Annotated in this window: 28 protein-coding genes; 21 read left to right on the top strand and 7 right to left on the bottom strand. The window is 30.8% G+C overall.

The window, feature by feature from the left end; genetic code table 11:
• Positions 1-25: 25 nt before the first annotated feature.
• From JM82_RS05680 to hisIE, 11 genes are all read left to right on the top strand, one after another.
• Positions 26-571, top strand: coding sequence for a hypothetical protein (locus tag JM82_RS05680; RefSeq protein ID WP_145001758.1), 546 nt, complete (start codon positions 26-28; stop codon positions 569-571).
• Positions 572-2,602, top strand: a complete 2,031-nt coding sequence (locus JM82_RS05675; RefSeq protein WP_145001757.1) for a VWA domain-containing protein — start codon at positions 572-574, stop codon at positions 2,600-2,602.
• 14 nt (positions 2,603-2,616) lie between these two features.
• Positions 2,617-3,429, top strand: coding sequence for a prohibitin family protein (locus JM82_RS05670; protein WP_145001756.1), 813 nt, complete (start codon positions 2,617-2,619; stop codon positions 3,427-3,429).
• 289 nt (positions 3,430-3,718) lie between these two features.
• Positions 3,719-4,576 carry an ATP phosphoribosyltransferase gene (hisG, locus tag JM82_RS05665; RefSeq protein ID WP_145001755.1) on the top strand — a complete coding sequence of 286 codons (858 nt, stop codon included), beginning with the start codon at positions 3,719-3,721 and terminating at the stop codon, positions 4,574-4,576.
• A gap of 67 nt (positions 4,577-4,643) precedes the next feature.
• Positions 4,644-5,927 (top strand): histidinol dehydrogenase, encoded by a 1,284-nt coding sequence (gene hisD / locus JM82_RS05660; protein WP_145001754.1) that lies wholly within the window; start codon positions 4,644-4,646, stop codon positions 5,925-5,927.
• Positions 5,928-6,010: 83 nt separating this feature from the next.
• On the top strand, positions 6,011-7,045 hold the full coding sequence (gene hisC / locus JM82_RS05655; RefSeq protein ID WP_145001753.1) for a histidinol-phosphate transaminase: 1,035 nt from the start codon (positions 6,011-6,013) through the stop codon (positions 7,043-7,045).
• Between the two features lie 47 nt (positions 7,046-7,092).
• Complete coding sequence (hisB, locus tag JM82_RS05650) at positions 7,093-8,232, top strand: bifunctional histidinol-phosphatase/imidazoleglycerol-phosphate dehydratase HisB (protein WP_145001752.1); 1,140 nt, start codon at positions 7,093-7,095, stop codon at positions 8,230-8,232.
• A 54-nt stretch (positions 8,233-8,286) separates the two neighbouring features.
• Entirely contained in the window at positions 8,287-8,868 is a 582-nt protein-coding gene (hisH, locus tag JM82_RS05645; RefSeq protein WP_145001751.1) for an imidazole glycerol phosphate synthase subunit HisH, read from the top strand.
• A gap of 94 nt (positions 8,869-8,962) precedes the next feature.
• Complete coding sequence (gene hisA / locus JM82_RS05640) at positions 8,963-9,697, top strand: 1-(5-phosphoribosyl)-5-[(5-phosphoribosylamino)methylideneamino]imidazole-4-carboxamide isomerase (RefSeq protein WP_145001750.1); 735 nt, start codon at positions 8,963-8,965, stop codon at positions 9,695-9,697.
• A gap of 142 nt (positions 9,698-9,839) precedes the next feature.
• Positions 9,840-10,595, top strand: coding sequence for an imidazole glycerol phosphate synthase subunit HisF (hisF, locus tag JM82_RS05635; protein ID WP_145001749.1), 756 nt, complete (start codon positions 9,840-9,842; stop codon positions 10,593-10,595).
• Between the two features lie 241 nt (positions 10,596-10,836).
• Complete coding sequence (gene hisIE, locus JM82_RS05630; protein ID WP_145001748.1) at positions 10,837-11,439, top strand: bifunctional phosphoribosyl-AMP cyclohydrolase/phosphoribosyl-ATP diphosphatase HisIE; 603 nt, start codon at positions 10,837-10,839, stop codon at positions 11,437-11,439.
• 98 nt (positions 11,440-11,537) lie between these two features.
• On the opposite strand, the gene JM82_RS05625 is transcribed toward hisIE, so the two are convergent.
• The 3 genes from JM82_RS05625 to JM82_RS05615 all read right to left on the bottom strand — a co-directional run bounded on the left by JM82_RS05625 (position 11,538) and on the right by JM82_RS05615 (position 14,154).
• Complete coding sequence (locus JM82_RS05625) at positions 11,538-12,782, bottom strand: S41 family peptidase (RefSeq protein ID WP_145001747.1); 1,245 nt, start codon at positions 12,780-12,782, stop codon at positions 11,538-11,540.
• A gap of 95 nt (positions 12,783-12,877) precedes the next feature.
• Positions 12,878-13,675, bottom strand: a complete 798-nt coding sequence (locus tag JM82_RS05620) for a LytTR family DNA-binding domain-containing protein (RefSeq protein ID WP_145001746.1) — start codon at positions 13,673-13,675, stop codon at positions 12,878-12,880.
• A 62-nt stretch (positions 13,676-13,737) separates the two neighbouring features.
• Positions 13,738-14,154: a hypothetical protein gene (locus tag JM82_RS05615; RefSeq protein ID WP_145001745.1), complete on the bottom strand. Its 417-nt coding sequence runs from the start codon at positions 14,152-14,154 to the stop codon at positions 13,738-13,740.
• A 91-nt stretch (positions 14,155-14,245) separates the two neighbouring features.
• Here JM82_RS05615 and JM82_RS05610 point away from each other — a divergent pair, with 91 nt between their 5' ends.
• From JM82_RS05610 to JM82_RS05585, 7 genes are all read left to right on the top strand, one after another.
• Positions 14,246-15,025 carry a tRNA pseudouridine synthase A gene (locus tag JM82_RS05610; RefSeq protein ID WP_145001744.1) on the top strand — a complete coding sequence of 260 codons (780 nt, stop codon included), beginning with the start codon at positions 14,246-14,248 and terminating at the stop codon, positions 15,023-15,025.
• 175 nt (positions 15,026-15,200) lie between these two features.
• On the top strand, positions 15,201-15,704 hold the full coding sequence (locus JM82_RS05605) for a Dps family protein (RefSeq protein ID WP_145001743.1): 504 nt from the start codon (positions 15,201-15,203) through the stop codon (positions 15,702-15,704).
• A 46-nt stretch (positions 15,705-15,750) separates the two neighbouring features.
• Positions 15,751-16,656 carry a mechanosensitive ion channel family protein gene (locus JM82_RS05600; RefSeq protein ID WP_145001742.1) on the top strand — a complete coding sequence of 302 codons (906 nt, stop codon included), beginning with the start codon at positions 15,751-15,753 and terminating at the stop codon, positions 16,654-16,656.
• Between the two features lie 47 nt (positions 16,657-16,703).
• On the top strand, positions 16,704-16,856 hold the full coding sequence (locus tag JM82_RS05595) for a DUF1328 family protein (protein ID WP_028282108.1): 153 nt from the start codon (positions 16,704-16,706) through the stop codon (positions 16,854-16,856).
• Between the two features lie 90 nt (positions 16,857-16,946).
• The gene (locus JM82_RS05590) at positions 16,947-17,138 is read left to right on the top strand and encodes a hypothetical protein (RefSeq protein WP_145001741.1); all 192 of its coding nucleotides are present in this window, start codon (positions 16,947-16,949) and stop codon (positions 17,136-17,138) included.
• 23 nt (positions 17,139-17,161) lie between these two features.
• Positions 17,162-17,302 (top strand): hypothetical protein, encoded by a 141-nt coding sequence (locus JM82_RS16325; protein ID WP_186439181.1) that lies wholly within the window; start codon positions 17,162-17,164, stop codon positions 17,300-17,302.
• A gap of 125 nt (positions 17,303-17,427) precedes the next feature.
• Positions 17,428-18,099, top strand: coding sequence for a DUF2461 domain-containing protein (locus JM82_RS05585; protein WP_145001740.1), 672 nt, complete (start codon positions 17,428-17,430; stop codon positions 18,097-18,099).
• Here the strand turns inward: JM82_RS05585 and JM82_RS05580 are convergent.
• Both JM82_RS05580 and JM82_RS05575 read right to left on the bottom strand, forming a co-directional pair.
• Positions 18,096-18,542: a hypothetical protein gene (locus tag JM82_RS05580; RefSeq protein ID WP_145001739.1), complete on the bottom strand. Its 447-nt coding sequence runs from the start codon at positions 18,540-18,542 to the stop codon at positions 18,096-18,098. The genes JM82_RS05585 and JM82_RS05580 overlap by 4 nt on opposite strands.
• 8 nt (positions 18,543-18,550) lie before the next feature.
• Complete coding sequence (locus tag JM82_RS05575; RefSeq protein WP_145001738.1) at positions 18,551-18,967, bottom strand: glyoxalase; 417 nt, start codon at positions 18,965-18,967, stop codon at positions 18,551-18,553.
• Positions 18,968-19,086: 119 nt separating this feature from the next.
• On the opposite strand from JM82_RS05575, the gene JM82_RS05570 reads away from it, so the two are divergent.
• Entirely contained in the window at positions 19,087-19,476 is a 390-nt protein-coding gene (locus JM82_RS05570; RefSeq protein ID WP_145001737.1) for an acyl-CoA thioesterase, read from the top strand.
• Between the two features lie 28 nt (positions 19,477-19,504).
• On the opposite strand, the gene JM82_RS05565 is transcribed toward JM82_RS05570, so the two are convergent.
• A complete protein-coding gene (locus JM82_RS05565) occupies positions 19,505-19,777 on the bottom strand; it encodes a DUF3817 domain-containing protein (RefSeq protein ID WP_145001736.1) in 273 nt (90 codons plus the stop codon).
• A gap of 90 nt (positions 19,778-19,867) precedes the next feature.
• Between JM82_RS05565 and JM82_RS05560 the strand changes: the two genes are divergently transcribed.
• Positions 19,868-20,788: an EamA family transporter gene (locus JM82_RS05560; RefSeq protein ID WP_145001735.1), complete on the top strand. Its 921-nt coding sequence runs from the start codon at positions 19,868-19,870 to the stop codon at positions 20,786-20,788.
• Positions 20,789-20,992: 204 nt separating this feature from the next.
• Positions 20,993-21,448, top strand: coding sequence for a cold-shock protein (locus JM82_RS05555; RefSeq protein ID WP_090841006.1), 456 nt, complete (start codon positions 20,993-20,995; stop codon positions 21,446-21,448).
• A 78-nt stretch (positions 21,449-21,526) separates the two neighbouring features.
• On the opposite strand, the gene JM82_RS05550 is transcribed toward JM82_RS05555, so the two are convergent.
• Positions 21,527-22,264: an NUDIX hydrolase gene (locus JM82_RS05550; protein WP_145001734.1), complete on the bottom strand. Its 738-nt coding sequence runs from the start codon at positions 22,262-22,264 to the stop codon at positions 21,527-21,529.
• Between the last annotated feature and the right edge of the window lie 124 nt (positions 22,265-22,388).

Raw genomic sequence — 22,388 nt, 5'->3', positions numbered from 1 at the left:
CAAACGGTCTTACAATAATTAAACCATGAAAAACATTATTTTTGCATTGACGCTTTTTTTAGTGTCAGCGTTAAATGCTTCAGCTCAAGAATGGATTGACTATAAATCCGAAGAGCATGCATTTATTGCTAAATATCCTGTTCAACCTGTACAAACACTTGAAGTTATAGATACGGAAGTAGGACCTTTAGATATGTACATGATTATGCATGTGGCAACTTCAGAAAATAGTATTAATGTTGTTTATTCTGTTATAAAATCAGCATATCCAAAGTCTCAATTCGAAGATGTAGCGGATAATTATGAAGATGAAGTTCTTGATGCAGCGGTTCAAGGTGCTGTGCAAAATGTTAATGGTACATTAATATTTAAAAACGAAGTAACTCACAATGGCTATCCAGGAAGGAGTTTTAAAATTGAAATTGAAAAGGCATATATTTATATGAATGCTTATTTAGTAGATAATATAATGTTTGTATCTCAAGTAATATGCTTGACAGAAAATGATAATAATAAGGATATCAAACGTTTTATGGACGCGTTTGATATTATTAAAGTAAAAGAAGATTAAGTGTCTGCAGATACTATATTATATATCATTTTAGCAGGAATAATCGCTGTATTATTAGCCTTATTTCAGTATTATAAAACAAAAAGCGCATCAAAAGATAATGCGCTTTTTGCTTTTTTACGTTTTATCACCTTGTTTTCAGTCTTATTATTACTAATAAATCCAAAATTTGAGCAAGTAGAATATTATACTGAAAAACCAAACTTAATATTAGCGGTAGATAATTCAGCATCGTTAAAGCATTTAAATCAAGCAGATAAGGCTAAAACATTCACTAACTATATTCTAAAAAACACTCAGGTTACTGATAAATTTAATGTAAAACTGTTTGCTTTTGGAGAGGATATAAAAGTTGCAGATAGTTTTACTTTTGCAGATCGTCAAACTAATGTTGATAAAGTTTTTAAATCCTTAACCCAAGTGTATAAAAACACAGTGTCGCCAACTATAATGGTAACAGATGGTAATCAGACTATTGGTAATGATTATCAATTTTCTGCAAAAAAATATAATCAAGCTATTTACCCAATAATCCTTGGTGATACAGTAGTTTACTCAGATTTGCAGATTAGTAAGCTAAATGTTAATAAATACGCATATTTAAAAAATAATTTTCCTCTTGAAGCTATAGTAGTCTATAATGGTAGTCAACCAATAACTAGTAAGTTTATAGTCACAAAAGGAAATGCTACCGTTTTTTCCAAACCAATAACTTTAGATAAATCTAATAATAGTCAAGTTTTAAATTTTACTTTACCTGCAAATGATGTTGGAGTGCAAGATTACAAAGCACAAATAATTCCGTTAGATACTGAAAAAAATAAGACCAATAACTACAAAAATTTTGCAGTAGAAGTCATTGATCAAAAATCTAAAATTGCTATTGTTAGTACTATTTTACATCCTGATTTAGGAGCTATTAAAAAAAGTATTGAAAGTAATGAGCAACGTGAAGTTGTGTTTTTAAACCCTAATAAAATTTTAAATCAATTAAATGATTTTCAATTAGTTATACTATATCAGCCAAATGCTTTGTTTAAGTCATTGTTTGATGAATTACAAAAGCAAAACAAGAATAAATGGGTTATTATTGGAGCAAAAACAGATTGGCAATTTTTAAATAAAGTGACTAGTAGTTATAATTTAGATTATACCTCACAAACCGAAGATTATCAACCTTCATTTAATAAAAATTATAACCCTTTTATAGTTGAAGATATAGATTTTGAAAATCTTCCTCCTTTAAAATCTACTTTTGGTGAGGCTATTTTTAATCAACCGTTTGAAACAATATTGTATAAAACAGTATCTAGTATAAAAACAGAACAACCGTTATTAGCTACTTTAGAAACTAATGGAACTAGGGAAGCAGTATTGTTTGGAGAAGATATTTGGAAATGGCGAGCGCAAAGTTACATTAACGAAGACAGTTTTTTAAAGTTTGATAATTTTATTGGTAAATTAGTTCAATACTTGGCATCTAATAAGCGTCGCAATAGATTGAATATTGATTATAATTCATTTTACAACGGAAGTGATAATATTGTTATAAACGCTCAGTTTTTTAATAAAAATTACGAGTTTGATACTGATGCATCCTTGGTGATTTCATTAAAAAACACAAAAACCCAAGCTGTTTTAAATAGACCTTTGATTTTAAAAGGAAATAGTTATCAAGTTAACTTAAATGGATTAGAATCTGGAAACTACAACTTTACGGTAAATTCAGCTTCAGAGAATATTTCAGTTTCTGGTACTTTTAAAATTATTGAGTATAACGTAGAGCAACAATTTTTAAACGCAGATGTAACAAAGTTGCAACAATTAGCTACTAATAGTGGTGGTGAAGCATATTTTATAAATAGTTATGAGGCTTTAATCGATAGTTTATTAAACGATAATCGTTACCAACCCATTCAAAAAAGCAATAAAAGTGTTGTACCTTTGATTGATTGGTCATACTTACTATTTATTATCGCTTTAAGCTTAGCGTTAGAATGGTTTATCAGAAAATTTAAAGGATTAATTTAAAATTAAAAAAAATTATGGAAAAATTACCAAAAGGAGCATTTCCTTTTATAATAGCAGCAGTAATAGGATTAATTATTATGGCTAAATCGGTTAAAACAATTGATTCTGGTCATGCAGGAGTATTGTATCAACTTGGAGGTGGAGTAGATCCAGATAGCGAACCACTTGGTGAAGGTATAAATTTTGTAGCACCTTGGAACAGTGTTATCGATTACGAGGTTAGACAACAAGAATTACCAGAAAAAATGTCTGTGTTATCTTCAAACGGTTTGGATATTAAATTAGATGCTTCTGTATTATATCAACCTGATTATAAAAACTTAAGTAAATTACATAAAGAAAAAGGTAGAGAATATGTAAGCAGAGTATTGCAGCCTGCCATACGTAGTGCAGCTAGAAGCGTTGTAGGGCGTTATACTCCAGAGCAATTATATTCTAGTAAACGTGATGCTATTCAAGATGAAATTTTTGAAGAAACCAAAAAAATCGTCGAGTCACAATACATACAATTAAATAACATTTTGATTAGAGATGTGACTTTACCTCCAACTATTAAAGATGCAATTGAGCGTAAACTTAAACAAGAACAAGAATCTTTAGAGTATGAGTTTAGATTAGTTACTGCTGCTAAAGAAGCTGAAAAAGTAATTATCGAAGCTCAAGGTAAAGCTGATGCAAACAAAATTTTAAGTGCGTCATTAACTGATAAAATATTACAAGATAAAGGAATAGAAGCTACTGTAAAGCTTTCAGAATCTAATAATAGCAAAGTAATTGTGATTGGATCAGGAGATAGCGGAATGCCTATTATTTTAGGTAACCAATAAATTGAGTATTAGAATTTTTATAAAAACTTAAAATTATTTTATAATAAATTTGGTTTTTAAAATAAAATTTAACAATCTTTGTACAGAGCAAAAAAAGACATGAACTTTATTCAATTACATCATCATCATTTCCATACTAGCACTCAAGCCAGTTAGAAATGTATTGAATAAAATCAAAATATATTTTAAAACCGTTTGAGTAAATCAAACGGTTTTTTGTTTTTATACACTTTCCTAAAGATTTACTCAAATTTTCAAAAAAAATCTAAAAAATTTAAAAAGAAATAAAATGAGTAAATTAAAAATTGCAATTCAAAAATCAGGAAGATTAAACGAGGATTCGATGCAAATCCTTAAAGATGTTGGTATTTCTATAGATAATGGTAAAGACCAATTAAAAGCATCTGCAAAAAACTTTCCATTAGAAATTTTTTATCTGCGTAATGGAGATATTCCACAATACCTTAAAGACGGTGTGGTGGATGTTGCTATTATTGGAGAAAACGTTTTAATCGAAAAAGGAAACGATATCACAATTGCTGAAAAACTAGGATTTTCAAGTTGTAAAGTTTCTGTGGCAGTGCCAAAAGGTGTTAAATACAATTCTGTAAGAGATTTAGAAGGAAAACGCATCGCAACGTCTTACCCAAATACAGTTAATCAATTTTTAGAGAAAAACGGAGTAACAGCCAACTTACACATTATTAATGGGTCTGTAGAGATTGCTCCAAACATTGGATTAGCGGATGCTATTGTAGATATTGTATCTAGCGGAAGTACATTATTTAAAAACGGTTTAAAAGAAGCAGAAGTTATTTTAAAGTCAGAAGCGGTATTAGCGGTATCTCCTCAAATTTCTGATGATAATCAGGCTATACTTGATAAACTGCAGTTCAGATTACAATCTGTTTTAAAAGCTAGACAATCCCGCTACGTATTATTAAATGCACCAAATAACAAGGTGGACGATATTATAAATATTTTACCAGGAATGAAAAGCCCAACGGTTTTACCATTGGCACAAGAGGGTTGGAGTTCAATCCACTCTGTAATTAACAAAAATGATTTTTGGGAAATTATTGACGAACTAAAGCTAAACGGAGCAGAAGGTATCCTAGTTTGTCCAATCGATAACATGGTACTATAACATAACGTCACTTTGAGTGATTTTGAGGTACGAGAAATTGTATCGAGAAGCTTAATAAAAAACTAAAATGAAAACAATAAGCAACCCAAACCAATCGTCTTGGTCAGACATTTTGCAACGTCCAACGCAAACCGTTAATGATATAGAAGCTACGGTAACTCAAATTTTTGAAGACGTACAGCGTAATGGTGACCAAGCAGTAGCTAAGTACACGCAATTATTTGATGGCGCAGAATTAGAGTCAAATGTGGTTACAGTTGAAGAAGTTGAAGCAGCAAGTGCTAAGGTTTCAAAGCCATTAAAAGAAGCCATTCAGCAAGCAAAAAATAATATTGAAGCGTTTCATGCTGCACAAAAAACCGAAAAAGTTAGTGTACAAACAACAGAAGGTGTTAACTGTTGGCAAGAAAAAAGAGCGATTCAGAAAGTCGGGATTTACATACCTGCTGGTACAGCGCCTTTATTTTCAACGGTTTTAATGCTAGCAGTGCCTGCGCAAATTGCAGGTTGCAAAGAGATAGTATTATGTTCTCCGCCAAATAAAGAGGGTAAAATTGCTAACGAAATTTTATATGCAGCACAACTTTGCGGAGTGACTAAAATTATAAAAGTTGGCGGAATCCAAGCGATCGCTGGTTTAACGTTTGGTACAGCAAGTATCCCTCAGGTTTACAAAATATTTGGACCAGGAAATCAATTTGTAACGGTTGCTAAGCAATTAGCAACTAAATATGGTGTTGCTATTGACATGCCTGCAGGTCCAAGTGAGTTATTAGTTGTGGCAGATGATACTGCAAATGCTAGTTATGTGGCTTCGGATTTATTAAGCCAAGCCGAGCATGGAGCGGATAGCCAAGTCATTTTGGTGTCTACCTCTCAAAAGTTAATTGACGCTGTCGCGGAAGAGATTCAGCTTCAGCTAAAAGCGCTTCCAAGACAAGATATTGCACAACAAGCTATAGATAATTCTAAATCTATTTTAGTTGAAACTGATGCCATAGCATTAGATTTAATTAATCAATACGGACCAGAACATTTTATTGTTTGTACGGATAATAACGATTTTTATGTGGACGGAATAGAGAATGCAGGATCTGTGTTTATTGGTAATTACACACCAGAAAGTGCTGGAGATTATGCATCTGGAACCAATCACACCTTGCCAACTAATGGGTTTAGTAAAGCCTATTCAGGAGTAAATTTAGATAGTTTTACAAAAGCGATTACGTTTCAAAATATTACAAAACAAGGGTTACTAAATATTGGAAACACTATTGAGTTAATGGCTGAAGCCGAAGGATTACAAGCACACAAAAATGCGGTTACTATTCGTTTAAATGATTTAAAATAGTGCAACGTCCTACTGAACTGGTTTCAGTTTCAAACAAGAATAATACAACAGAATATTGCCAATACATTTAGTAATAAGAGAAAATGAACCAAAAAACAAACATAAACAATCTGGTTAGAGCTAACATAAAAGCGCTAAAACCATATTCTTCTGCAAGAGATGAGTTTAAAGGGACTGCAGATGTTTTTCTAGATGCAAACGAGAATCCATTTGGAGATTTAAACAGATATCCTGATCCGCAGCAAAAAGAAATTAAGGATAAATTATCTGCCATTAAAAAGGTCGCAACAGACCAAATTTTTATTGGTAATGGTAGTGATGAAGTTATAGATTTAGCGTTTCGTATTTTTTGCGAACCTGGAAAAGATAAGGTCTTAACCTTTACGCCAACTTACGGAATGTATAATGTGTCTGCCAACATCAATAATATTGAAGTTATAGAACAACCGTTAATTAACGATTTTCAGATTAATTTAAATCAATTACAACCGTATTTAGATTTTGAAGATGTTAAAATCATATTTATATGTTCGCCTAATAACCCAACAGGAAACAGTTTAAATCCTGAAGATATTGAATATATTTTGGAAAATTTTAACGGTATCGTAATTGTGGACGAGGCTTATATTGACTTTAGTGCGCAAGCATCTTTTATTAAAAACATTGATAAGTTTAATAATTTAATTGTAAGTCAAACTTTTAGTAAAGCGTGGGGATTGGCGGGCGTTAGGGTAGGTGTTGCTTATGCTAGTCAGGCTATAATTACACTTTATAACCGTGTTAAACCACCTTATAATGTGAGTACTTTAAATCAAGAAGCTGTTTTAAAAAGTTTGAATTATTTGGAAGAAGTGACGCAAAATATTGATACTATTCTTGATGAAAGAGCAAAGTTAAAAGACGCATTAATTAAATTGGATATTGTAAAGAAAATATATCCTACGGATGCTAATTTTTTGTTAGTTGAAGTTGATGATGCAAATAAAACGTATCAATATCTAATAGAAGAGAAAGTAATTATTAGAAATAGAAATACACAAGTTAAAAACTGCGTTCGTATAACTGTTGGGACACCGGAAGAAAACAACACATTAATCGAAACATTAAAAAGAATATAACACGTTTTTCTGAACGTGTTTCAGGATTTCACTACAACAAATAGCACATGAAAAAAGTATTATTTATAGACAGAGACGGAACATTGGTATTAGAGCCACCTGTAGATTATCAATTAGATAGTTTAGAGAAGCTAGAGTTTTACCCCAAAGTGTTTCAATACATGGCTAAAATTGCTTCAGAATTAGATTACGAGCTGGTAATGGTTACAAATCAGGATGGTTTAGGAACAGATTCATTTCCGGAAGACACCTTTTGGCCTGCACAAAATAAAGTGATGACTGCTTTTGAAAAGGAAGGCGTTGTTTTTAGTGATGTTTTTATTGATAAAACATTTCCGCATGAAAATGCAGAGACACGTAAGCCTAGAACAGGGTTATTGACTAAGTATTTTGATGAGACACAGTACGATTTAAAAAATTCGTTTGTGTTAGGAGATCGAATTACAGACATGGAATTGGCTAAAAATTTAGGCGCTAAAGGTATCTTTTTGTCTGAGGATCCAGAATTAGGAGCTGACGAAATTGAAACATCTAAACAAGCTATTTTTGATTGTATAGCATTGACAAGCACAGATTGGGAAGCTATCTATGAGTTTTTAAAATTAGAAGATCGTGTTCAAGAAATCACTAGAAACACTAACGAGACTAAGATTTATATCAAATTAAATTTAGATGGTTCTGGAAAAAATGATATTGATACTGGTTTATCCTTTTTTGACCACATGTTAGACCAAATTGGTCGTCATGGTGCAATGGATTTAACAATAAAAGTTGAAGGCGATTTAGAAGTGGACGAGCACCATACGATAGAAGATACGATGATTGCTTTAGGGGAGTTGTTTAATAAAGCTTTAGGTAATAAATTAGGTATCGAGCGTTACGGATTTTGTTTACCAATGGATGACTGTTTAGCGCAAGTTGCAGTTGATTTTGGTGGTAGAAACTGGTTAGAATGGGACGCTGATTTTAAACGTGAAAAAATTGGTGATATGCCAACAGAAATGTTTTTCCATTTATTTAAATCGTTTACCGACGGTGCAAAATGTAACTTAAACATAAAAGCGGAAGGTACTAATGAGCATCATAAAATAGAAGGCATCTTTAAAGCATTTGCTAAAGCTATGAAAATGGCAGTAAAACGCGATTCTAACAAAATGTTTTTACCATCAACTAAAGGGATGTTGTAAATCAGCTATTAGCTGTTAGCCATTTGCTGATAGCGAAAAACGAAAAGCCAAATTATGAAACTAGTAATTATAGACTACGGAGCAGGTAATATAAAAAGTATACAATTTGCGTTTAAACGCTTAGGGTATGATGCTATATTATCTAATAATCCAGAAGAAATCAAAGCAGCAGATAAAGTAATTTTTCCAGGAGTTGGAGAGGCGAGTTCAGCAATGAAAATGCTTAAATCAAGTGGTTTGGATGCTTTAATTCCAACATTAAAACAACCGGTTTTGGGGATTTGCTTAGGCATGCAATTGATGTGTAAATCGTCTGAAGAAGGAAATACAGAAGGTTTAGGTATTTTTGATGTGATTGTTAAGCGTTTTGATAACTCAGTTAAAGTACCGCAAATGGGATGGAATACTATTGCAGATCTAAAGTCTGATTTGTTTAAGGGTGTCAAAAATGAAGAATTTATGTATTCCGTACATAGTTTTTATGCGGAAAACTGTAAAGAAAGCATCGCGACTACTACTTATAGTATAGACTTTGCTTCAGCTTTGCAACACAATAATTTTTATGGTGTACAATTTCATCCTGAAAAAAGTAGTACTGCAGGAGAACAGATATTAAAGAATTTTATTGAATTGTAAACCATAATGTTGTCACCTTGAGCGCAGTCGAAAGGTCTTGAATTAAAATAAAAAGTAAATAAAAAAATAATTTCCACTTTTGTGGGCAAGAGATATGAGAATAATACCAGCAATTGACATTATAGAAGGAAAGTGTGTACGTTTGACTAAAGGAGATTACAGTACCACAAAAATCTACAACGAAAACCCATTAGAAGTTGCTAAGCAATTTGAAGATGCAGGAATTGAATACTTACACATGGTAGATCTAGAAGGTGCAAAAGCATCACACGTAGTAAACTATAAAGTCTTAGAGCAAGTCGCGTCTAAAACCAATCTTAAAATCGATTTTGGAGGTGGTTTAAAGTCTGATAACGATATTATAACAGCATTTAACTCAGGAGCAAAACAAATTACAGGAGGAAGTATAGCTGTTAAAAACAGAGATGCTTTTGAAGGTTGGATACGCAAGTACGGTTCTCAAAAAATTATTCTTGGTGCAGATTGTAATAATGAGAAAATTGCAATTAGTGGATGGTTAGAAGAGAGTAGCTTGGAAGTTATACCGTTTATAAAAGATTACCAAAAACAAGGCATACAATATGTGGTTTGTACGGATATTTCTAAAGATGGCATGTTAGAAGGCCCTTCTATAGAATTGTATAAAAATATTATTGAACAATGCAGTAATGACAGTTCTGGTCAGTCAGTTAAGTTGATTGCATCAGGTGGTGTAACTACCATTGAAGACTTAGAAAAGCTTGCAGAGATTGGATGTGAAGGTGTAATTATAGGAAAAGCACTGTATGAAAACAGAATTACTTTAAAAGAATTAGAACGCTTTTTATAATGCTCCTTATTGTGATATAGAGTAAAAAATGCGATTATAAAGTTACACTGAGCGCAGTCGAAGTGTCTCTCTGACGTATTTCAATACTTATTAAATAGTAGTATAATAATTAATAATAAACCTTGATTTCGAGGATTTAAATATGCTTACAAAACGAATCATACCATGCTTAGACATTAAAGACGGAAGAACCGTTAAAGGTGTCAATTTTGTAAACCTACGTGATGCAGGAGATCCAGTAGAATTAGCTAAGCAATACGCTTTAAAAGGAGCAGACGAATTAGTGTTTTTAGATATTTCAGCAACACTAGAAGGTCGAAAAACCATGATTGATATGGTTTTAAAAGTGGCTGAACATGTTAATATTCCGTTTACGGTTGGCGGTGGTATTTCTTCAATCGCAGATGTTGATGTGTTATTAAAATCTGGTGCTGATAAAGTATCTATCAATTCTTCAGCAGTAAAAAGACCAGAATTAGTTAACGAATTGGCTAATAAGTTTGGTAGCCAATGTGTTGTGGTTGCTATTGATGCAAAACAAATAGATGGTGAATGGATCGTGCATTTGGCTGGCGGAAGTATTCCTACCGAACTAAATTTATTTGATTGGGCAAAAGAAGTTGAAAGTAGAGGAGCAGGAGAGATTTTGTTTACATCTATGAATAACGATGGTACTAAAGCAGGTTTTGCAAATGAAGCTTTAGCAAAGTTATCCGAAACATTAAATATTCCGATAATAGCTTCAGGAGGCGCAGGAACAGTACAACATTTTGTTGATACGTTTAAAGATGGTAAGTCTGACGCTGCTTTAGCTGCAAGTGTTTTTCATTTTGGTGAAATAGCAATACAAGATTTAAAAGAAGAATTAAGAGAAAATAATATAGAAGTTAGATTGTAAAACGTTCTACTTAGAGCTAGCAACATTACGTCATTTCGAGTGATTTGTGAAGCATGAGCAAATTGTATCGAGAAGCGCAACAAAAAAGTTACTCAATACAAAATTGTAAAAAAGACAATGTCACTCGAACTGACGACACGATAATAAGCACAAAGTCATACTGAACTTGTTTCAGTATCAAATAATTAAGAAAACATTACTAAGCAAATAAAAACACTTAGCAATACCAATACATAACAAGATGACTATAGATTTCAACAAAAACAATGACGGTCTAGTACCAGCAGTAATCCAAGATGCCACAACAAAAAACGTTTTGATGTTGGGTTACATGAACGAGGAAGCATTCAATAAAACAAAAGACACTAAATTAGTTACTTTTTTTAGTCGCACAAAAAACAGATTATGGACTAAAGGGGAAGAAAGTGGAAACGTATTGAACCTAGTTGATATTAAGCTTGATTGTGATAACGACACCTTACTAATACAAGTTAATCCAAAAGGACCAACATGTCATAAAGGGTCTGATACGTGTTGGGATGACGCTAATTCTGAAAATTTCGGTTTTATTTCAAAATTAGAAAATACTATTGAAAGTAGAGTGGCAGCTGGTAATACAGAGAAATCTTATGTGGCGTCGTTATTTGCTTCAGGAATTAATAAAGTAGCACAAAAGGTGGGTGAAGAAGCTGTAGAAGTTGTTATTGAAGCAATGGATAACAAAGACGATTTATTTTTAAGTGAAAGTGCAGATTTACTGTTTCATTATTTAATGTTATTGCAAGCTAAAGGGTTTAAGCTTAATGATGTTGTGGATGTTTTAAAAGGAAGAGAGAAGAAGTAAATATAAGAACTGTCGCTAATTTTTTAGCGACAGTTTATCTAATGATAAAATAGAAAGTTTAATCGTGCATTAGAACCACGTAAAACCGTTATGTGTTATTACTTAGGTGTGTTTTTTATTATTGCTAATGTTTGCTCTAGCCAATCTTTATCAAAATCTAAAGCAAATTCTGGAGTGACACCTTTCCCTTCGTAAGCTATGTACTTATTAAAATTCATATCTGTTGGAGTAATATTAAAATTACCAGAAGGGGTATTGTAGTTGTAACCATAATTCATTCCGTAAGCAATAATACCGCGAGTGGTCTGTCCTAAATGTTTCGCGTTTTTTAATGCTTTTAGTTTTAAAGTAAATTGCTCACCATTACTTCCTGTAAAGCAATTGGTTAAAATATAAACGTTCTTCTTTTTTAATAATTTTAAAAATGGATCAGATAGTTTACTGTTTCCACCAGCATTACTTCTTAAATCCACAATTACATTTGTAGCGCTTAGCTCTTTTTTCGCTTTAGCATAAAAGTCTATAAACGCTTTTCGATTAGATTTACTAAACGAACTAAAGTTACCAAAATACAAATATTGAATATCTGGTGTTAATTGTCTAAACTCCCAGTTAGATTGGTCTTTTATAGGTAATTCTTCGTTATTAGTGTTGCTTACTTTTTTATATATCCAAAGTCTTCCATTTTCAAAAGATATATTTTTAACAAACCCAGGAGTTCTAGTGCTTGGGTTATAGTAAAACAAATTATATTTTAGTCCGACGGTATGGGTAGCATAAACTATAATTTGTCCAGCGTCCCATTGTTTTAGGTTACTTTTTAAAACAACACCTACTAAGGTTTCACTTTCTTTTTGTTGGTAAATTCCAATTTTAAGATCATCACCATAATTATAAATACCTTCTAGTTCTTCATCATTTTTTTTGGATAATTCGGCCTTCAAATCGTTTAAATTATATTCTGTTTTTGGATGATTTTTAAAAGCATTACTTGCTTTAAAGTCATTTAGTTTTAAAGTATCTTTTAAGTCTTCCTTATTAATAGGTGTTTTAGTATAGCTTAATGAGGCATGCACATCATTAACTAAAACCATTTGTTGTAATAACATTTTATAGCAATCCTCTATTAAAATGGGCTGCTTCATTTGGTTAGATAAGTTTGTGTAAGTATTTTCAAATTGGGTTGCTTTCTCACCTTTAATTTGCGTTTTAAAAGAAGGCATTGCTTTTATTTTTTCAACAATAAAATCTAAATCGGTTTTACAGTCGCAAGTTTCGGTTTGAGAAAAAGTAAGCTGAATAGAAGCTAAAAAAAGAACTAAAATTAATGTGAAATTTTTCATTGTAACAGGTTTTAATTGATTAAACTTTCTGAAACAAAGATATATTTCAAATCAAATAAAAATCAATTATAACAAGGGTTTGGGGTGAGATACCGTTATGCTGTGGCGAAATTTAAAGCACTTTTAATAGCTTCTAAATAAGTTTTGGATATTGGCACTTCTATGTTATGCGATAGTACTAAAAAGTGTTTCCCTTTTTCGGTTTTCCAAGACTGAAAATGATAAGGGTTTATAACGTAAGAGCGATGAGTGCGTTGTAAATCTGTAAAAGTAGTTTCGATAGTAGATAATTTATTCCTGATCAAACTTTTTTTAAGAATAGCTCCAGATATATAAAAAACCTCAATATAATTGTCTGAAGATTGTACAGCAATTAAATCGTTTAAATGAAGCTTTAAACTTTCATAATTACCTTCTCCTTTAATCTCAATTTTTTTATCCTCTAATATTTTTTCAAAATATTTGCCAAAAGCAAAGCGACCAATAATTATAATTGGTAAAATAATAGCTAATGCAGGTAGTAAAAGTGACATAAGCATATAGCCTAAAGTATGTGGATTTGCTTGTCCAGCGACCACAACATATAAATAATAAGACCTAGCTAAAATAACAGAAACAACAGACAGGCTTAATAAAAACAGTATTTCGTGTTTTAATAACCAATTATTTTGTGACTGTTTATAAATGTAATTTTGTAGCGGTAAAAATAGTAAGTAGGATACTGTAGCAATCAGACTATAAAAAGGTAAATACTTTAGCTTTTCTGATGTGTTAAGCTCACTTATGTCTAAAGGTTCAGTAATAAATAAAAATAAAAAAATCCATAAAGCAAGACCAAATCCAATAATAACGTGGTGTTTTAAATAAGGATCAAAGGGATATTTTAAATTCAAATTATAAAAGTTTTAAAAAGCATCAATTACATAATTGATGCTTTTGTGTGTATTGATCAGCTTTATGATATCCATCCTTTTTTAGTTGCATGATTGGCTAGCCATACTAAAGCCATTCCCACAATCACTATCATTGGTGTCATTGCATTAGCCATTTTTAGTACAAATACTAAATAATACATTTGTACTAATGCTGCAATTAACGAAATTAATAAAACATGAAAAGCCCATTTTTTTCTTATCACCAGAGCTAAACTTCCAATTGCTCCAGCAAAAACAGCTATAGCAAAAGCACCAATATACCAAGAAGGTAAGTTTGCATACATCTCTTGTTCAGCTTTTGGTAGTTGTTCTAATACTTCGTCAGTCATCATAGATTGTCCTATGTAAGCAAATACGCCTAAAAGGTTCCATATTAAGGCAATAATACTAATTACTAAAAACCACATAGGTGGTTTTTGTGAGTTTACATTTGTCATAAAGTTAGTTTTAGTTAGTTATTAAGGTTTCAAGGTATAAAATTTTTGCGAAATGATTACAAAGCAGTATTTTCGGCATTCATAAAATATCATGCAAAAAAAGTATTTCTACGTCATTACAATTCAATATTTAGGGTATAGGTTTCATGGTTGGCAAAAGCAGCCTAACTTAAAGACCTTACATTTAATGATTGACAGAACTTTAAATTTCATCTTAGAAAAAAAGAAATTTAAAACACTAACTTCTGGTCGTACAGATGCTATGGTAAGTGCGGAGAGTGCTGCTTTCGAGTTGTTTTTAGAAGAGCCTATTGATGATTTTGAAGCATTTATGGCCTTGTTTAATTACAATCTACCACAAGATCTTCGTGCTTTGACAATTAAAGAGGTGGATAGTAAATTTAATATTATTCAACATTCTAAAATAAAAGAGTATTTATACGTTTTTGCATTTGGCGGTAAGTTTCATCCGTTTTGTGCACCAATATTAACTACAATTTTAGATCCTTTAGATATTGAGTTAATGAAAAAGGCAGCGAGACTGTTTGAAGGAGAACATTTTTTAAAACACTATTGTTATAGACCAACAGATAATGGTATATATAATAGGACTATTTTAAAATGCGAAATTGTTGAAAACACGATTTATACAGCAAACTTTTTTCCAGAACAAAGTTATATACTGCGTGTAAAGGGAAAGGGGTTTATGCGTAATCAAATCCGTTTAATGATGGGAGCATTGATTGAAATTGGTCAAGGTAAACGCACATTAGCAGATATTGAAGCCAGTTTAAAACCAGATTTTGAAGGTCATAATCACTACATAGCTCCTGCTTCTGGATTAATTTTAAAGGATATCGAGTTCGAGTAAAAGTTATCAAATTCTTCATAATTTCTACATTTTAACACCATTTTAATATAAAAACCTCTGTTTTATAGGTGTTTGTTGAAATTCTATAACATTCTTAAAAAATCATATAACATGCCAACTGGATTAGTGTTGCATCTTTGTATCAAAGAAATTAACAACATTAAAAACAGAACACATGAATTATTTGAATATGCAAGATGAGAAAATACTACCTGTAGTTGTAGAGTTAAATACGTTATTAGCAGATTATAATATATACTACCAAAAATTAAGAAGTTTCCATTGGAATGTTTTAGGAAAAAACTTTTTTGATTTACATGAAAAATTTGAAAACATGTACAACGAAGCAAAATTAAAAGTAGATGAAATAGCAGAACGCATTTTAACTTTAAGACACCACCCAGTAAGTAAATTTAGTAATTATTTAAAAATTTCGTCACTATCCGAAGCCTCAAGCATGATTACTGATCAAGAAATGATAGAGGAACTACTAAATGACCACAAGACGATGTTAGCGCAAATGTCTCAAGTACTTAGTAAAGCGGAAGAAGCAGGAGATGAGGGAACAATTGATTTGATTGGTGCATACATTAGAGAGCTTGAAAAATCAAGTTGGATGTTAAACGCTTGGTCTAAAAATACCTCAGAGCAACTAAAAAAAGTAGTAACTACCAGTTAATTAAAAGTTTAAAACTATTACATCTTAATTAACTTAATAAAACAATATGAAATCTCAATTATCAGAAGCATACAACCTATTAATCGACAAGTTAGAATCTTGGTTTAATGCTATAGTATCCAATATACCAAATCTAGTTTTAGCCATAGTTGTATTAGTAGCAGCCTATTTTATAGCTAAATATGTAAATAAATATGTAACAAAATTAGTATCTAGAAAAATTCAGCAAAACTCTATTACTAACATGATAGGTAGTCTATCATCGGTAGTTGTAGTATTAGCAGGACTGTTTTTGGCCTTAGGTATTTTAAACTTAAGTAAAACTTTAACCTCTTTACTAGCAGGTGCTGGTGTTGCAGGTTTAGCAATTGGTTTAGCATTGCAAGGGACATTATCTAACACGTTTGCTGGTATTGTATTGTCTTTTAGAAAAAAAATACAAATTGGGCATTGGGTAGAAACCAATGGGTTTTCTGGAGAGGTTATAGATATTAATTTAAAAGATTTTACCATAAAGGAAGCTGACAATAACATGGTGATAATCCCAAATAAGATGATCCTTGACAATCCCATGAAAAATTACACCTTAACCACTAAAATGAGAGTTTTCTTGGAATGTGGAGTAGGTTATGAATCGGATTTAGATCATGTAGAACAATTAACTAAAGCAACCATTTGCAATACATTTGATCAAATAGAAAAACCAGAAGATGTGGAGTTTTACTACACAGAATATGGAGGAAGCTCGATTAACTACCTATGTAGATTTTGGATAGATGCAGAAAATGCTTTAGAAAAAATGAGATCAAAAAGTAAAGCTATAATTGAAATAAAGAAAGCTTACGACAAAGAAAATATAAACATACCATTTCCAATTAGAACACTTCAATTTGATAACAAACTATCATTTGATGTGCCTAAGGAAACCGAGAATTCATTCTCAAACAATTAAAAGTAAAGCGCTTTTAGTTTAGTATTAATCATTAAAAACCAAAAATTATGTTACGTTGGACAATCACATTTATTATTATCGCAATTATCGCTGGAATCTTAGGATTTGGTGGAATAGCAGGAGCATCTGCAGGAATTGCTAAAGTATTATTCTTCATTTTTTTAGTGTTATTTGTATTGACACTATTAAAAAAAGCTTAAAACTAATTAAAAACTAATCAGTTTTTAACTGATATTTTAAGCAAAAATAAGTAAGCTGATTAGTTTATTAAACCGTTAAAACCTAAAGCAATGAAAAAACTTTTATATACATTTCTAATCCTATTTTCACTTTCAATAGCTGTAACAGGATGCAGAGAAGAAAACAAAACGACTGAAGAAAAAGTTGAAGAAACTATGGACGACATAGACGACAATCTAGAGGACGCCTCAGATGATGTTGATGATGCTATGGATGATGTAGAAGAAGAAATAGAAGAATAAAATAACCACTAACAACCAAAACAATGAAAAAACTAGCACACGCATTTATCTTGTTATTTTCAGTATCACTACTGTTAACAGGATGTAGAGAAGAAACTACAGGAGAAAAAGTTGAAGACGCAGTAGAAAACGTTGCGGACGATGTAGAAGATGCTGTAGATTAAAACAAATAAAAATAGCTAAGAAAAAGAAAAAATTAATTAATATATTTTAAATGTATTTGATTAATAGCAACAAAAGTCCTAATTAATTTTAGGACTTTTGTATTTTTAAACCACATCACAAATTTATGAGCATTAAACTAGCAATAGAGTTTCTTAAAAAATTAGAAAAAAATAATAATCGCGAATGGTTTGCAGATAACAAACCAGAGTATGATAAGGCGTTAAAAGCAACTAAATTGGTTTTTAATGACATATATTCAAAAATGCAAGTGCATGATGAACTTGATAAAATGAAGCTGTTTAGGATTTACAGAGACGTGCGTTTTTCTAAAAATAAATTACCTTACAAAAATAATTTTGGAGGTACGTTTCATCGTGTTAAACCAAGATTAAGAGGTGGATATTATGTGCAAATACAACCAGGAAATAATTTTATTGCCTGTGGTTTTTGGGATCCTAGCAAAGAGGATTTGTTAAGAATTAGAAAAGAATTTGAAATGGATGATTATGAGATTAAATCAATCATTAATGATTCAAAATTTAAATCTGTTTGGGGAACACTAAAAGGTGACGAACTAAAAACAGCTCCAAGAAATTTTGACAAAGATCATGAAGCTATTGATTTAATTAAGAAAAAGCAATACATATTTTCTATACAATTTACAGACGCAGAAGTCATCTCAGAAGACTTTGCTCAAAAGGTCAATGACTATTTTAAAACCATTAGACCCTTTTTTGATTATATGAGTGATGTATTAACTACAGACTTAAATGGTGTGTCTTTAATACAAGATTAAGCAACTTCTGTAACCGTATATTTAGTGCCATTAAATTCAAAAGTGTCACCTGCAGACTTTTGTTTTAATAATTGCCCAATAGGTGATTGTAATGAAATGGCATAATAATCTTGGTTATCAATTTGGATTTTACCAGCACTAATGGATATAAAAAAGTGAAGACTGTCCGTCTTAACTAAGCTTCCTAAAGCTGCACTAGTACTTAATAAATTAGCTTTTACTAATTTTAAATAATCTTGGGTTTTTCTAGCATCGTTTAGATAACCCATATTTTTTTCTAAATCATTTAAAAGTTTACCGTTTCCAGAATCATCATCATCAGAGCCTCCTTTATCATTACTCTCTATAGACTCTTTTATAAGGTCTATTTCGTTTTTATAATCTGTAATGCGTTTTTCTACCTGTTCGTTACAAATTTGCAGAAGTTGTTGTTTTATTGTCATTGGTTATATTAAACTGCTTTTAGTATTTCTGGTTTTTCAAATAGCTGAATATTACTTTGCAAACGCTGTTTTACAATGGTCATCATTCGTTTATTTAAAGCGGACGAATTTAGAATATATTTTTCATATTCTTCTGTAGTAAATTGACCAATTATCATTCCTTTTATACTATTTCTAAATTTGATGTCTTTATGGACAGCATTTTCAATATAATTTAAACGTTTTTCAATGGTTAATTGATAAAATACATTTTTATGTTTAGTTATATAATTTCTAAAAACTTGAATAAATAATTCATTTTGTAGTTTTATAATTGGTCTAAGGGTTATGTTCTGGAAACGCTCCTCATCGCTCATATTTTGACTAATAATAATACTTTTAATTATGGGTCTGATAGCTAGTAATTGTGTGTCTCTGGTAGTCATAATATTTAAGTTTTATTAAAAATATTGATAATAAAGACTAATGATGGTATAGTTAAATATACTTTTTAACTGTGTTGTTAACAATCAAGATTTTTTATCTTTGATTAAAAGAAAAAAACATGAGATTTCACACTAGAAAATGGGTTAAACCCGAAGACTTAAATCCAAACGGAACATTATTTGGAGGACAATTATTAGCTTGGATTGATGAGGAAGCAGCACTTTATACAATAATTCAGTTAGAAAACAATAAAGTGGTGACCAAATACATGAGCGAAATTAACTTTATGAGTAAGGCTGTTGAAGGTGATATAATTGAAATAGGTATGGAAGTTAAAAAATTTGGAAGTACCTCAATATCTTTAAATTGCGAAGTAAGAAATATGCGCACCAGAGAAACCATAATTACAGTAGATAATATTATTATGGTTAATCTAGACGAGGATGGTAATTCAAAACCACACGGAAAAACTAAAATTGAGTTTGTAAAAGACAGGTTGTCAAATTAGTATTTAAGTACATCACACTATTGCAAACTTATTTTAAATATTTTTTATCTACGTAAAAAGTACCAAAAGGTAATATGGACGCCAATAATACAATACCAAAGACTTTATTTGACCATTTTTGTTCTGGCTTAATTAAAAAAGCTAAAGCAATGTATCCAACAAATAATAAACCATGTGGCATTCCTAATAATTGGACGTAATAATCGTCACCATCTGGAAGTCTTTTGTAAATAGCAGCAGCCATTAATAATAGGTAAGAAACACCTTCTAATAAAGCAACGATACGAAATGTTTGAAGCATAATATTTGTCTTTTTTACAAAGATAATTATTGTTTTTTTTAATTACCATTTATATAGGATTAATCATTAATTTCGTTTAAAATTAATCGTATGGATAGTACTAGAAAATCAATATTAATTGTACTTGCTTTTTTCTCTATTTACTTTATTTGGGGTTCTACATATTTGTTAAATAAAATTATGGTGTCAGAGGTCGCACCATTTTTTTTAGCTGGAATAAGATTTTTTAGTGCTGGAATATTGATTTTTATAATTGCCAAATTTTTAAAAATATCACTTAAAGCCACCAAAAGACAATTATTAAATTCAGCTTTTGCTGGATTTTTATTTTTGGTGTATGGCAATGGAGTCTTTGTTTGGGCCTTAAAGTATGTAGATAGCGGTTTTGCTGCATTAATAGCAGCTACACAACCATTATTTGTTATATTTTTAATGCGAATATTGCATGGTTCTAAAATTAAAACAAAATCTATTATTGGTGTCATTTTTGGCTTTGTAGGTATGTATCTTTTAGTAAGTCAAGAAGCATTAGCACTTAATAAGGATAGTATTATTGGAATATTAATGATATTTACATGTGTATTAAGCTGGAGTTACGGTAGTATTTTTGTTTCTAAATCTAATTTGCCTAAAAACTTTTTTGTAGCAACAGGTTATCAAATGCTTTTTGCTAGTCTTTTATTATTTATATTAAGCTTAGTTTTTAATGAGGCTTGGTTAGCACCAACAAAATGGAGTCTAAATGCCAAAGGGTCTATGTTATTATTAATTGTATTTGGAGGCGTTGTGGCGTTTACAGCATTTAATTACTTGTTAAAAGAGGTCGCTACAGAAAAAGTTTCTACTTCTGCTTATGTAAATCCTGTAATAGCATTTTTTTTAGGTTGGTATGTACTAGACGAGCAAATTACCATGCAATCTATAGTTGCAGCATTAACATTATTAACAGGAGTTTATTTTATTAACTCTAAGAAAAAACTAATCATTTTTTCACGATTTAAAAAGCAATAATTAAGGCTGTTACATAAAAAAAGCTAATTAGCCTAAAGACTTAATATACAATTATTTAAAAATTTACTATCTTTGTAGCTCATTTAAGCAAGTAAACCTTTCCTTAATCTTTATTTTAAGTACTTTAGAATCGTTAAGCAGAACATAGCTTTTAATTACTTTCTGATAAATGAATTCATTTAAAACACACATTTAATAACGCTAATGGCTAAATCGCAACAAACATTTAATAAAAGTGAAAAAGAAAAAAAACGCTTAAAGAAAAGAGAAGATAAGCGCAAGAAGATGGAGGCACGTAAGCTTGACAAAGAAGCTAATGGTGGTTCTGATGGTATACAGTTTGCATATGTAGACTATAATGGTAATTTGGTAGATACTCCACCAGATCCAGAATTAAAGGAAAAGATTGATGCAGAAGAAATCGTTTTAGGTGTTCCTAAAAAGGTTGAAGGAGAGGAAGAAGATCCAGTAAGAAACGGGAAAGTATCATTTTTTGATACATCTAAAGGTTTTGGTTTTATTATCGATACAGAAAACAACGAAAAATATTTTTGCCACGTTAGTGGATTGATAGATCAAATTGCAGAAAATGATAAAGTGTCTTTCGAGCTTGAAAGAGGAATGAAAGGGATGAACGCAGTTAAGGTTAAAAAAATATAATCGACCATAATTTAAATTATAAACCCATTAAGAGCAATCTTAATGGGTTTTTTTATTTAAAAAATTACAATATAAATTTTAGATGCTTATCAAATAATTTTTGCTAAACATTTTATTATATATATCCATACTAAACATATAAAGTTGTGACGGTTTTTTGGATACGCCAACTTGCTTTTCATCTAAAGCAATAATGTATTTTTTGTTAATTAGCTTGCGTCTAAAGTTGCGATTGTCTATTTCAATGCCTAAGATAGATTGATATAGATCTTGCACTTCATTAATTGTAAATTTATCAGGAAGTAATTTAAATATAATCGGCTCTGATAAGCATTTAACTTTTAAATCTTCATAAGCTTCTAATATTATTTTTTCGTGATCAAAACCTATTTCAGGCAAGGTGTTAACAGGAAACCATCTTGGGTTGAAGGCGTTGTTTTCTAAATTAACATCTTCTGTTTTAAGTAAAAAGTAATAAGCTATTGTTATTGTTCTTAAATTAAAAGCTTCATTTTCAATCCAAATTAGGTCTTTTGGATTTGTTAATCGATCTGGATCTCCAAAAGCTCTAAACTGCTTTTTGTATTGATTTGTTAATCCTGTTAATTCTTTTAAAACTCTAGTGGCTGTATCGTCCAAAGTTTCGTTATTATATACATGATATCCCGTCAATACAAAATCATTAACCAATATTTCTTCAGTTAATTTAGATTTTAAAAATCGGTTTATTAATAAGACATTCAACGACTTGGTGTTGGTGTCATACCCAAATACCACACAATCTACCGATAGGTTTAATATTTTTTCTGTACTCATAGATTTACTTCATTTATTAAAACAGGTAAGTTAACGTCATTATTACGTTAAATAACTTATATGTCTCTAATACAATATACTTAAGTTTTTGGTAATATAGCATATATAAAAGTTAATATAACAT

Origin of the sequence: Olleya sp. Hel_I_94, assembly GCF_007827365.1 — a bacterium.
Taxonomy (GTDB): domain Bacteria; phylum Bacteroidota; class Bacteroidia; order Flavobacteriales; family Flavobacteriaceae; genus Olleya.
This window is presented reverse-complemented; position numbering and strand designations above follow the sequence as displayed.

Coding starts and splice junctions, on each gene's coding strand:
- hisB (WP_145001752.1), top strand. CDS start 7,093: ATGAAAAAAGTATTATTTATAGACAGAGACGGAACATTGGTATTAGAG.
- JM82_RS05580 (WP_145001739.1), bottom strand. CDS start 18,542: ATGACAATAAAACAACAACTTCTGCAAATTTGTAACGAACAGGTAGAA.
- hisD (WP_145001754.1), top strand. CDS start 4,644: ATGAAAACAATAAGCAACCCAAACCAATCGTCTTGGTCAGACATTTTG.
- hisA (WP_145001750.1), top strand. CDS start 8,963: ATGAGAATAATACCAGCAATTGACATTATAGAAGGAAAGTGTGTACGT.
- JM82_RS05605 (WP_145001743.1), top strand. CDS start 15,201: ATGAATTATTTGAATATGCAAGATGAGAAAATACTACCTGTAGTTGTA.
- hisIE (WP_145001748.1), top strand. CDS start 10,837: ATGACTATAGATTTCAACAAAAACAATGACGGTCTAGTACCAGCAGTA.
- JM82_RS05555 (WP_090841006.1), top strand. CDS start 20,993: ATGGCTAAATCGCAACAAACATTTAATAAAAGTGAAAAAGAAAAAAAA.
- hisG (WP_145001755.1), top strand. CDS start 3,719: ATGAGTAAATTAAAAATTGCAATTCAAAAATCAGGAAGATTAAACGAG.
- JM82_RS05670 (WP_145001756.1), top strand. CDS start 2,617: ATGGAAAAATTACCAAAAGGAGCATTTCCTTTTATAATAGCAGCAGTA.
- JM82_RS05615 (WP_145001745.1), bottom strand. CDS start 14,154: ATGACAAATGTAAACTCACAAAAACCACCTATGTGGTTTTTAGTAATT.
- JM82_RS05560 (WP_145001735.1), top strand. CDS start 19,868: ATGGATAGTACTAGAAAATCAATATTAATTGTACTTGCTTTTTTCTCT.
- JM82_RS05575 (WP_145001738.1), bottom strand. CDS start 18,967: ATGACTACCAGAGACACACAATTACTAGCTATCAGACCCATAATTAAA.
- hisC (WP_145001753.1), top strand. CDS start 6,011: ATGAACCAAAAAACAAACATAAACAATCTGGTTAGAGCTAACATAAAA.
- JM82_RS05550 (WP_145001734.1), bottom strand. CDS start 22,264: ATGAGTACAGAAAAAATATTAAACCTATCGGTAGATTGTGTGGTATTT.
- JM82_RS05680 (WP_145001758.1), top strand. CDS start 26: ATGAAAAACATTATTTTTGCATTGACGCTTTTTTTAGTGTCAGCGTTA.
- JM82_RS05570 (WP_145001737.1), top strand. CDS start 19,087: ATGAGATTTCACACTAGAAAATGGGTTAAACCCGAAGACTTAAATCCA.
- JM82_RS16325 (WP_186439181.1), top strand. CDS start 17,162: ATGAAAAAACTAGCACACGCATTTATCTTGTTATTTTCAGTATCACTA.
- hisF (WP_145001749.1), top strand. CDS start 9,840: ATGCTTACAAAACGAATCATACCATGCTTAGACATTAAAGACGGAAGA.
- JM82_RS05585 (WP_145001740.1), top strand. CDS start 17,428: ATGAGCATTAAACTAGCAATAGAGTTTCTTAAAAAATTAGAAAAAAAT.
- JM82_RS05590 (WP_145001741.1), top strand. CDS start 16,947: ATGAAAAAACTTTTATATACATTTCTAATCCTATTTTCACTTTCAATA.
- JM82_RS05610 (WP_145001744.1), top strand. CDS start 14,246: ATGCAAAAAAAGTATTTCTACGTCATTACAATTCAATATTTAGGGTAT.
- JM82_RS05595 (WP_028282108.1), top strand. CDS start 16,704: ATGTTACGTTGGACAATCACATTTATTATTATCGCAATTATCGCTGGA.
- JM82_RS05625 (WP_145001747.1), bottom strand. CDS start 12,782: ATGAAAAATTTCACATTAATTTTAGTTCTTTTTTTAGCTTCTATTCAG.
- JM82_RS05565 (WP_145001736.1), bottom strand. CDS start 19,777: ATGCTTCAAACATTTCGTATCGTTGCTTTATTAGAAGGTGTTTCTTAC.
- hisH (WP_145001751.1), top strand. CDS start 8,287: ATGAAACTAGTAATTATAGACTACGGAGCAGGTAATATAAAAAGTATA.
- JM82_RS05600 (WP_145001742.1), top strand. CDS start 15,751: ATGAAATCTCAATTATCAGAAGCATACAACCTATTAATCGACAAGTTA.